10 protein-coding genes and 1 pseudogene are annotated in these 9,495 nt (G+C 71.0%); 7 read left to right on the top strand and 4 right to left on the bottom strand.

The window, feature by feature from the left end:
- Positions 1–151: 151 nt before the first annotated feature.
- Positions 152–1,309: a 23S rRNA (adenine(2503)-C(2))-methyltransferase RlmN gene (gene rlmN, locus JNL41_RS02640; RefSeq protein WP_293472720.1), complete on the top strand. Its 1,158-nt coding sequence runs from the start codon at positions 152–154 to the stop codon at positions 1,307–1,309.
- Here rlmN and JNL41_RS02635 read toward each other — a convergent pair.
- A complete protein-coding gene (locus JNL41_RS02635; protein ID WP_293472719.1) occupies positions 1,306–1,728 on the bottom strand; it encodes a VOC family protein in 423 nt (140 codons plus the stop codon). The genes rlmN and JNL41_RS02635 overlap by 4 nt on opposite strands.
- A gap of 106 nt (positions 1,729–1,834) precedes the next feature.
- On the opposite strand from JNL41_RS02635, the gene JNL41_RS02630 reads away from it, so the two are divergent.
- Both JNL41_RS02630 and JNL41_RS02625 read left to right on the top strand, forming a co-directional pair.
- A complete protein-coding gene (locus tag JNL41_RS02630; RefSeq protein ID WP_293472718.1) occupies positions 1,835–2,254 on the top strand; it encodes a DUF350 domain-containing protein in 420 nt (139 codons plus the stop codon).
- Positions 2,255–2,256: 2 nt separating this feature from the next.
- Complete coding sequence (locus JNL41_RS02625; protein ID WP_293472717.1) at positions 2,257–3,087, top strand: serine protease; 831 nt, start codon at positions 2,257–2,259, stop codon at positions 3,085–3,087.
- Here JNL41_RS02625 and JNL41_RS02620 read toward each other — a convergent pair.
- Positions 3,084–4,430: an MFS transporter gene (locus JNL41_RS02620; protein WP_293472716.1), complete on the bottom strand. Its 1,347-nt coding sequence runs from the start codon at positions 4,428–4,430 to the stop codon at positions 3,084–3,086. The two genes, JNL41_RS02625 and JNL41_RS02620, sit on opposite strands and share 4 nt — an antisense overlap.
- 49 nt (positions 4,431–4,479) lie before the next feature.
- Positions 4,480–5,985 (bottom strand): response regulator, encoded by a 1,506-nt coding sequence (locus tag JNL41_RS02615; protein ID WP_293472715.1) that lies wholly within the window; start codon positions 5,983–5,985, stop codon positions 4,480–4,482.
- Positions 5,986–6,189: 204 nt separating this feature from the next.
- On the opposite strand from JNL41_RS02615, the pseudogene JNL41_RS22530 reads away from it, so the two are divergent.
- The 4 genes and pseudogenes from JNL41_RS22530 to JNL41_RS02600 all read left to right on the top strand — a co-directional run.
- Positions 6,190–6,357: pseudogene (locus JNL41_RS22530) on the top strand (helix-turn-helix transcriptional regulator); the annotation flags it as partial.
- Between the two features lie 124 nt (positions 6,358–6,481).
- A complete protein-coding gene (locus JNL41_RS02610; protein WP_293472714.1) occupies positions 6,482–6,820 on the top strand; it encodes a hypothetical protein in 339 nt (112 codons plus the stop codon).
- Between the two features lie 209 nt (positions 6,821–7,029).
- Complete coding sequence (locus JNL41_RS02605) at positions 7,030–7,374, top strand: hypothetical protein (protein WP_293472713.1); 345 nt, start codon at positions 7,030–7,032, stop codon at positions 7,372–7,374.
- Between the two features lie 67 nt (positions 7,375–7,441).
- Positions 7,442–7,903, top strand: coding sequence for a hypothetical protein (locus JNL41_RS02600; protein WP_293472712.1), 462 nt, complete (start codon positions 7,442–7,444; stop codon positions 7,901–7,903).
- Here JNL41_RS02600 and JNL41_RS02595 read toward each other — a convergent pair.
- Entirely contained in the window at positions 7,846–9,390 is a 1,545-nt protein-coding gene (locus JNL41_RS02595) for a YifB family Mg chelatase-like AAA ATPase (protein ID WP_293472711.1), read from the bottom strand. The genes JNL41_RS02600 and JNL41_RS02595 overlap by 58 nt on opposite strands.
- Positions 9,391–9,495: the final 105 nt, after the last annotated feature.

Genomic DNA, 9,495 nt, shown 5'->3' with positions numbered 1-9,495 from the left:
TGCGTGGGCGGACCCTAGCGGTCTCGAACGGATGTTTGAAGTCCTCCCCTGGGGCAGGCCGCGGCGCGGGCGCGCGGGCGTGCGGCGGCGTCGGGATTTGGCGACCGAGGCGCGCTCCCCTATATTCGCCGCGCTCCAGAAGGACCCAGCCTTGGGCGTGACCCTCGATCTCAGCCGCGCGCCGGCGACCCCGCTCGCGCCGAAGGCGCCGAACCTGACGGGCCTCAGCCGCCAGGAACTGGCGGCTGCGCTGGTCGACGCCGGGGCGGTCCCGCCCGAGAAGGCCAAGATGCGCGCCGCGCAGGTCTGGCGCTGGCTGCACCACTACGGCGTCACCGACTTCGACCGGATGACCGACATCGCCAAGGAGCAGCGCGCGAAGCTCGCCCCGGCCTTCAGCCTGGAGCGCCCCGAGGTGGTCGAGCGCCAGGTCTCCAGGGACGGCACGCGCAAGTGGCTGATCCGGATGGGCCCGGGCATCGAGGTCGAGACCGTCTACATCCCCGACGTCGGCCGCGCCGGCGCGCTCTGCGTCAGTTCGCAGGTGGGCTGTACCCTGAACTGTACCTTTTGCCATACAGGTACACAGTCTCTGGTGCGCAACCTGACCGCCGCCGAGATCGTGGCCCAGGTGCAGGTGGCCCGCGACGACCTCGGCGAATGGCCCTCGCCCAAGGAGGACCGCCGCCTCTCGAACATCGTGTTCATGGGCATGGGCGAGCCGCTCTATAATCTCGACAACGTGGCCCAGGCGATCGACATCATCGCCGACCACGAAGGCATCGCGATCTCGCGCCGCCGGATCACCGTCTCGACGTCGGGCGTGGTCCCGCAACTTCAGGCGCTGGGCGAGAAGACCCAGGCGATGCTGGCCATCTCGCTGCACGCCACCAACGACGAGCTCCGCGAGAAGCTCGTGCCGCTGAACAAGAAGTATCCGCTGAAGGAGTTGATGGCCGGCATCCGCGCCTATCCGGGCCTGGGCAACGCCAGGCGCGTGACCTTCGAGTACGTGATGCTGAAGGGCGTCAACGACAGCCCGGCAGAGGCCAAGGCGCTGGTGCAGTTGCTGAAGGGCATCCCGGCCAAGATCAACCTGATCCCGTTCAACCCGTGGCCGGGGACCGAGTACGAGTGCTCGTCCTGGTCCACGATCGAGCGGTTCGCCGCGATCCTGAACCGCGGCGGCTACGCCTCGCCGATCCGCACGCCCCGCGGCCGCGACATCCTCGCCGCCTGCGGCCAGCTCAAGAGCGAAAGCGAGAAGCTGCGGGCCAGCGCGCGGCGAAAGATCGAGCAGGCCGATTAGAGCCCGAACGTCACGTGGCCCTCGGCGTCGATGGGCCAGGCGGGGTTGAAGGCGATCTCCCAGGCGTGGTCGTCGGGGTCGGCGACATAGCCCCGGAAGCCGCCGTGCGGCGGGGCGTCGCCCGGACGCAGCACCTTGCCGCCGAAGCCGGCGAGGCGGTTGATCACCGACCGCACTTCCGCCTCGGAGCCGACGTTGTGGGCGAGCGCGAACGCGCCGCCCCGCGCGAGCCCGCTGCGCTGCATGTCGGCCTCGAGGCCGGCCTGGAGCCATGTGCCCAGCACGAAGCCGTTCATCTGGTAGAACACGATCTCCTCGTTCTCGAACACCGGCGTCCAGCCGAAGCCCTCGACATAAAAGCGCTTCGAGCGCACCAGGCCGGCGACGCCCAGGGTGATGACCGCGACCTGTTGCTGCATGGCGCGTCCTCCGTTCGAGCACCCTAACGCACGCATGGGCGATGGCGTTCTGATTGGGCAGGCGGCGTGGTAACGGTTCGACCGCCTGCTTCGGGGACGCTTTTCGATGCCTACGCCTTCGCCTGAGATCCAGGCCTTTGCCGCCGGGTTCCCGGTCTTCCTGCTGCACGTCTCCGTCACGATGACGATCCTGATCGCGGCGGCGGCGGCCTACGTGCTGCTGACGCCGCACAAGGAGATCACCCTCATCCGCGACGGCAACACCGCCGCGGCGCTGTCGCTGGGCGGCGTGCTGGTGGGGCTCGCCATCCCGCTCTCGGCGTCGCTGAAGGCGTCGACCAACGTCATCGAGATCGGCCTGTGGGGCGCGGTCACCGTGGTGGTGCAACTGCTGATCTTCCGGCTGGTCGACATGATCCTGCGCGGCCTGCCCAAGCGCATCCAGGAGGGCGAGCTCTCCGCCGCGGCGCTGCTGGTCGGCGCCAAGCTCGCCACCGCCGTCATTCTCGCGGCGGCCCGCTCGTAGTCATGAAGTTCCCGCGGCTGCCGGACTGGGTGGTCTACGCCGCGATCCTCGTGGTGCTGCTGTTCGCTGCGCTGGGACGGGACGAGCGCACCGACGCGCCGCCGCCGCCGCCGAAGAGCGCCGACCCGCTGGGCGAGGCGCTGGGCCCGGCCTCGCCGTTCGATCCGTCGATCGTCGTGGACGTGCCGGACAAGCCCGGCCCGGCCGCCGGCACCGCTTTCTCCATTGCCCGCTCGGGCGTGTGGCTGACCGCGCGCCACGTCGTCGACGGCTGCGCGCGGGCGGCCATCGTGGTCGGTCCCGGCGCCGGCGTGGCCGTGAGCGTGAAGATCGACCCGAAGGGCGAGGCGGCGCTGCTCTACACCGAGGGCGGCGCCGCGCCGCTCCCGCTCGCGCTGGCCGAACCGCTGCACAGGGGCCAGCGGGCCTTCCATCCCGGCTTCCCGCAGGGGCAGCCCGGCGAGGCGTCGTCGCGCCTGCTGGGCCGCGAGAACCTGGTCGTGCGCGGCCACGGCGCGCGGACCGAGCCGGTCCTGGTCTGGGCCGAGACCGGCCGGACCGAGGGTCTGAACGGCACGCTGGGGGGCCTCTCCGGCGCGCCGGCGCTGGACGCCCAGGGCCGCGTGCTGGGCGTGACCATCGCCGAGAGCCCGCGGCGGGGCCGCATCTACACGACCGCGCCCGAGGTGGTGCGCGCGACCCTGATCGCCAGCGGCCGCCGCGCGGACGCCACCGCGACCGGCGAGCAGATCACGCCGCAGAACTACTTCTACGTCGCCGACGACCTGCGCCGGGAGCTGCAGGTGGCGCAGGTGGTCTGCCTGGGCGGCTAGGCGGCCTTCGTCTGCCGGGCGTGGATGCGCGCCAGCCACAGGAACAGCAGGATCGGCGGGATGGCCGTCAGCCCCGTGCCGATGAAGGCGGTGGCGTAGGCGCCGAGCAGGCCGTGGGTCGGCGTCATGCCCTCCACGACCGCGCCTGAGAAGCCCTTCAGGAACTTGCCCAGGAAGGCGTAGGTCGAGGACAGCAGCGCGTATTGCGTGGCGGTGTAGCCGAGGCCCGTCAGGCTCGACATGTAGGCCACCAGCGCCACGCCGGCGAACGCCTGGGCGAAATTGTCGAGCGCCATGACGGCGGTGAAGAGCGCAGGGTCGTTGTCGTAGGCCAACAGCGCGAAGGCGGCCGTGCCGAAGCCCTGCAGGACCGAGCCGACCAGCAGCGTCGGGAACAGGCCGAACCGCACCGCGAAGAGCCCCGCCACGGCGATGCCGGCGAAGGCCCCGGGCAGGCCTGTGGCCGCGCGCACGACCGCCACCGTGTCCTTCGTGATCCCGAGGTCGTGGTAGTAGGGGTTGTACATCGGCCCCATGAGGAAGTCGGGGAGCCGGTAGGCGGCGATGGCCGCCAGCATCAGCAGGCCGACGGCCTTGTGCTTGCCGAAGAAGTCGATGAAGGGCCCGACGACGGCGTCGAAGAAGCCGCGCGGCGTCCACAGCGGCGCCTTGGCGTGCATCACCTCGTCGGCGCGCGCGGGCTCGAACGCGAAGAGGCTTGCCGCGACCCCGACGCCCATCAGGATCGCCATCCAGACGTAGCTGATCGGCCAGCCGAAGTGCTCGGCCGCCGCGATGATCGCCGCATCGGCGACCAGCAGGGCGACGCGGTAGCCGAGCTGGGCCGCCGACGAGAGCAGGCCCATCTCGTCGGAGTCGGACGAGGCCTCGATGCGCCAGGCGTCGATGACGATGTCCTGCGTCGCCGAGGCGAACGCGACCAGGAGCGCGCAGGCGCCGATGGCCGTGAGGCCCCCTTCGGGCCCGGTGATCACCATGCCGATCAGGCCCAGGGCGATCAGGACCTGCGACAGCAGCATCCAGCCGCGGCGGCGGCCCAGGCGGCCCAGCAGGGGTACGTCGACGCGGTCGACGATCGGCGCCCAGAACGGCTTCAGCACATAGGCCATGCCGACCCAGGAGATGAACCCGATGGCCTTCAGGCTGGTGCCTTCGTCGCGCAGCCAGTAGCCGAAGGTGTTGCCGGTGAGCAGGAACGGCAGGCCCGAGGAGAAGCCCAGCGCGAGCGTGACCGCGACCTTCGGCTGGCGCAGGGACCGGACCACCTCCATGGCGGTGCGCTTGCGCCGCGGGGTTTGCGCCCCTTCAGCCTTGTCGGTCATGCCGGCCTCTCAGCGGCGCTCCTCAGGACGCTTCCTGGGCCGCCCGCAACTAGCCGACCTTGAAGCGCTTGGCGGGCTTCGTCCAGTTGGCCCGGCTCGTGGGCGCGGCCCAGCGCGTCAGCGCGGTGCGCAGGGCGTCGGGCGACAGCGGCTTCACCAGGAAGTCGTCCATCCCGGCGGCGAGGCAGGCCCGGCGGTCGTCCTCGAAGGCGTTGGCGGTCAGCGCCACGATCGGCGTCGCGATGCCGGCCTCGCGCAGGCGGCCCGCGGTCTCCTCGCCCGACAGGCCGGGCATCCGCATGTCCATCAGGATCACGTCGAAGGCGCCCATGTCGGCGGCCTTCAGCGCCTCGGCGCCGCTGGTCACATGCTCGACCTCGCAGCCCTCGCGGGTCAGCAGGGTGCGCGCCAGGAGCGCGTTGATCGGGTTGTCCTCCACGAGCAGGATGCGCGCGCCCGGCGCCGCGGCCGTCACGATGCGCTCGTCCTCGCGCGGCGGCGCGGCGGTGGGCGCCTCGCCCGCGGCGATCAGCACGCGCTCGGCCAGCGATGCGCGGCGGAGCGGCTTGATGAGGTAGCCCGTGAAGCCCGCCCGGCGATAGCGCGCCACGCGGTCGCGCTCGTCGGGCGCCAGCAGCACGATGCCCTTGCGCTGGGCCGGCGGCCTGAGCGCGCCCGTCGGTCCGGCCAGGCCGGCGTCGACCAGGATGACGTCGCCGGTCCGCGTGGCGGCGACGACCTCGGCGACGGTCTCGCCGCAGACCGCGGTCCCGCCGCAGGCTTCGACCTGCGCGGCCGCCGCGGCGCGCACGATGCGGCTCGGCGAGGCGACGCCCACGCGCCGGCGCGAGAGGGGCAGGCCGCGCGGCGCCGCGGGAACGATCGGAAGTTCGGCCTCGAACCAGAACGCGGCGCCGCCTTCGCGGGCCGTCTCGACGCCCACCTCGCCGCCCATGGCGCGGGCGATGCGCCGGGCGATGGCGAGGCCGAGGCCCGAGCCGCCGAGGTCGGCGTGCGCGGTCTCGGCCTGGGCGAAGGCCTCGAAGATGCGGTCGCGGTCGGAGTCCGACACGCCGGGCCCGGTGTCCTCGACCGTGAAGCGCAGCACGCCGGGTTCCGGCGCCGCCGCGGTGATCAGGACGCCGCCGGTCTCGGTGAACTTCACGGCGTTGCCGGCGAAGTTGAGCAGGATCTGGCGCAGGCGGCTTTCGTCGGCGTGGATCGTGAGCGGCGCGGCCCGCGCGGCCCAGGCGATCTCCAGGTCCTTCTCGCGGGCCCGCGGCGACAGCAGCTCGGCCACGCTCTGCAGCAGCGCCTCGATGTCGGTGCGCGCCGGATGCAGCTCCAGGCGCCCGGCGCCCAGCTTGGCGAAATCGAGGACGTCGTTGACCAGGGTGAGCAGGTGCTGGCCCGAGTCGCGGAGCGCCGCGACATAGGTCTTCTGCTCTTCCGTGAGCTTGGTGCCCTCGAGGAGTCGGGCCATGCCCAGCACGCCGTTCAGGGGCGTGCGGAACTCGTGGCTGAGCGACGCGAGTTGTTCGGCGCTGATCTGCACTCGGGCCGGGCGCCGTTCGGAGAGGGACCGTGTCGGTTTACGCATGCGGCGGTCGAATTAGCCGCAGAGGGCTTAACGGGCCGTCAAGCGCGACGAATGACTTGCTGCAAAACAACGCGAGCCCCTGTAAACCACGCGGCAAAGTAGACGCGGGGCAAAACCCGTCGTTTACTGCGCAAGACGGAGTGCGCTTTGGGGGGCGTCATGAACCCTGTCGAGATCCTGACCCAGCGCGAGAGGGATTGTCTGCGGCTGGTCGATCAGCATCTCAGCTCCAAGCAGATCGCCCGCGAACTCGGGATGTCCAAGACGTCCGTCGACACCTACTGCGACCGCGCGCGCCGGAAGCTGGGCGTGGACGACCGCTTCCAGGCGGCCAGGCTGCTGCGCGAACTCGACCGCGGCGCTGTCCTGATCGCGTCAGGACACGACACGATCAGGACAGACACGGTTAACCGAAGCTGGCCGGATGCCCTCGCAACCGAGGAGACATCCGATGGGCGAGTGGCCGAGCTTCGAGAACAGGGCGGTGATTGGCAGGGCGCTCCGCCTTCGCCGGGAGATCGACGACTTCGAGGAGCGTTGGCCGGCCTTGGCGAGGCGGGAGGAGCTTCTTCCCGGCTTCTCATGGACGCAGCTCGAGCGGCAGCTCGTCGATCTCTCGGCGACGCCGGCGCAGGCGGACATGGCGCGGCATCTGGTTTCCGCGACCCGGAAGCTGGCGCCGTTCAAGCCGCCGGAAATGGTGCTGCGGGAAATCCTCTGCCTCACCTGGGTTCTCCTGGACGAGAACTTCAAGGGCGAAGCGGAGACTGGACCCGCCGAAATGAACTGAGCCCCGCCGTCCGGGTCGTCGCGATCGTCGGGATCGCCGTCGTCACCGTCCTCGCCTTCGGGGGGATGCTGGCGGGCCTCCACGCCCTCAACGATCTGGCGGCGAATTTACTAAAAGCCTGAACGGCTACGAAACCCTGATCGCTGAATGTAACGGCGCGCCGTGTTGACGGACGCGCATGGAGAGAACTCATGCTCAAAGAACGCCGCATGGCCGCCCAAGAGGTCGCCGCCGCCCTGTTCGACGCTGAAGCCGCCATCGACGCGGCGCTCAGCAAGACTGCCGCCCTGACGGGCGCGATGCCTGCCCTCCGCAAGGTCGCCGGCGCCTCGGCGCTGATCGGGCAGGACGCGGTCGAGCGCGCCAGCCAGGCCATCATGGCCCTGGCCGAAGCCCGCCGCGCCATCGTCGAGACCCACAGGGAGCTCAGTGTCGTCCAGGGCCAGATCGGCCTCGGCGCCGTGACGCTCAGCGGCGACCCCGGTGAGAAGCCGCCGCCGGAAGGCCTGGAAGTCGAGCGGGTCCGCATGCGCACCCTGCGGGTCGCCTCGTAGTCGGCGGTTCAAACCGCTCACACCATCTGGCAGAGTGCGGCCCTCGGGTTCAACCGAGGGCCGTTCTTTGTCCGCCTTCCAGCTTCCTCTGTGGACCTATCCGACCGTCGTGATCGGCGCCGGCCTCGCCGCGCTGTGGCGCGGTCGCGAGGAAGAGCGCCTCGGCGCCTTCACGATGCTGGCCGCCTGGGCGGTCACCATGGTCGTCTATCGGACCGGGAGCCGCGACACACAGTGGGGCATCTTCGCGGTCGATACGGTGCAGTTCGTCGTCTTCGTCTGGCTGTCGATGAAGACGCGACGCTACTGGCCCCTGTTCGCGGCCGGATTCGGTCTCCTCCAGGTCGTCACCCACGGCGCCAAGACGCTCGACACGGGCATCAGCGCCTGGGCCTACATCACCGCCCAGATCATCTGGAGCTACCTGATCCTTTTCACGATCATCTACGCCTCGCTGTCGGCGCCGCGGCGCTACGCCGAGATCGAGGCGATGCCGGCCATCGATCCGCCCGGCGCAACGCGACGGTAGATCAGCGCCTCGGCGACGTGAACGCGGCGCACCGGGCCCGCGCCTTCCAGGTCGGCGATGGTGCGCGCGAGCCGCAGCGTCCGGGTCCAGCCGCGGGCCGACAGACCGCCGGCCTCGGCGGCGCGGGCCAGCAGCGCACGGGCCGGCGGGTCGAGGTCGCAGATGGTCTCCAGGAAGTCGCCCTCGGCCTGTGCGTTCAGGCGTGGCGTGTCGGACGTCGTGCCGGCCCGGTCGGCCATCTGCGCCCGTGCGGCCAGCACGCGGGCCGCCGCCTCGGCCGTCCCCTCGGCCGGCGCGGGCAGCGCCAGGTCAGCGGCGGTGACCGGCGGGACCTCCACCTGCAGATCGATGCGGTCCATCAGTGGGCCCGAGATGCGGCCCTGATAGTCGCTCTGGCAGCGCGGCGCGCGCCCGCAGGCGCCGCGGCCGGCGCCGCCCAGACCGCAGCGGCAGGGGTTCATCGCCGCCACCAACTGGAAGCGCGCCGGATAGCGGACGTGGGCGTTGGCGCGCGCCACGACGACTTCGCCGGTCTCCAGCGGCTGGCGCAGCGAATCCAGCGCCTGCGCGCTGAACTCCGGCAGTTCGTCGAGGAAGAGCACGCCGTTGTGCGCCAGGCTCACCTCGCCCGGCTTGGCCTTCAGCCCGCCGCCGGTCAGCGCCGCCATGCTGGCGGAGTGGTGCGGATTGCGGAACGGGCGGTTGCGCGACAGTTGCCCTCGCGCGATCAGCCCCGCGATCGAGTGGATCATCGAGGTCTCGAGCAGTTCGCCGGGCGTCAGCGGCGGGAGCAGACCCGGCAGGCGCGCGGCCATCATCGACTTGCCGGACCCGGGCGGGCCGATGAAGCTGAGATTGTGGCCGCCGGCCGCGGCGATCTCCAGCGCGCGCTTGGCGTTCTCCTGGCCCTTCACGTCGCGCAGGTCGGGCGCGCGCTCCGCGTCCAGCATGTCGCCGGGTTTTGGCGGCGACAGCACCTGCGTGCCGCGGAAGTGGTTCACGAGCGCGATCAGCGACGGCGCCGCCACGATCCGCGTCCCGCCCGCCCAGGCCGCCTCGGGCCCGCACGCGTCGGGGCAGATCAGACCCAGCCCCAGGCTGCCGGCCGCGACCGCCGCCGGCAGGGCGCCGGCCACAGGCAGGATCCGGCCGTCGAGCGCCAGTTCGCCGATGGCCGCCCAGCCCTCCAGCGTGTCGGGCGGGATGATCCCCATGCCCGCCATGATCGCCAGCGCGATCGGCAGGTCGTAGTGGCTGCCCACCTTGGGCAGGTCGGCGGGCGCGAGGTTGGCGATGATCCGCCGCGACGGCAGGGCCAGGCCCATGCCGATGAAGGCGCCGCGAACACGCTCGCGGCTCTCCTGCACGGCCTTGTCGCCCATCCCGACGATGAAGAACTTGGCCTCGCCGCCGGTGAACTGGACCTGGACGTCCACGCGCACCGCATCCACGCCGTTGAACGCCAACGTCACGACGCTTGCGGCCATCGTGCTCACCCCCCGATCAACCCATTGTGGTCGGCCAAAAGTTATCCACAACCAAGCATGTCGCCTGGCTCAGATCAAGAACAAATTGGGAACTTAGAGGGAAAG

This window comes from Phenylobacterium sp. (genome assembly GCF_016793285.1).
Classification (GTDB): Bacteria; Pseudomonadota; Alphaproteobacteria; order Caulobacterales; family Caulobacteraceae; genus Phenylobacterium.
This window is presented reverse-complemented; position numbering and strand designations above follow the sequence as displayed.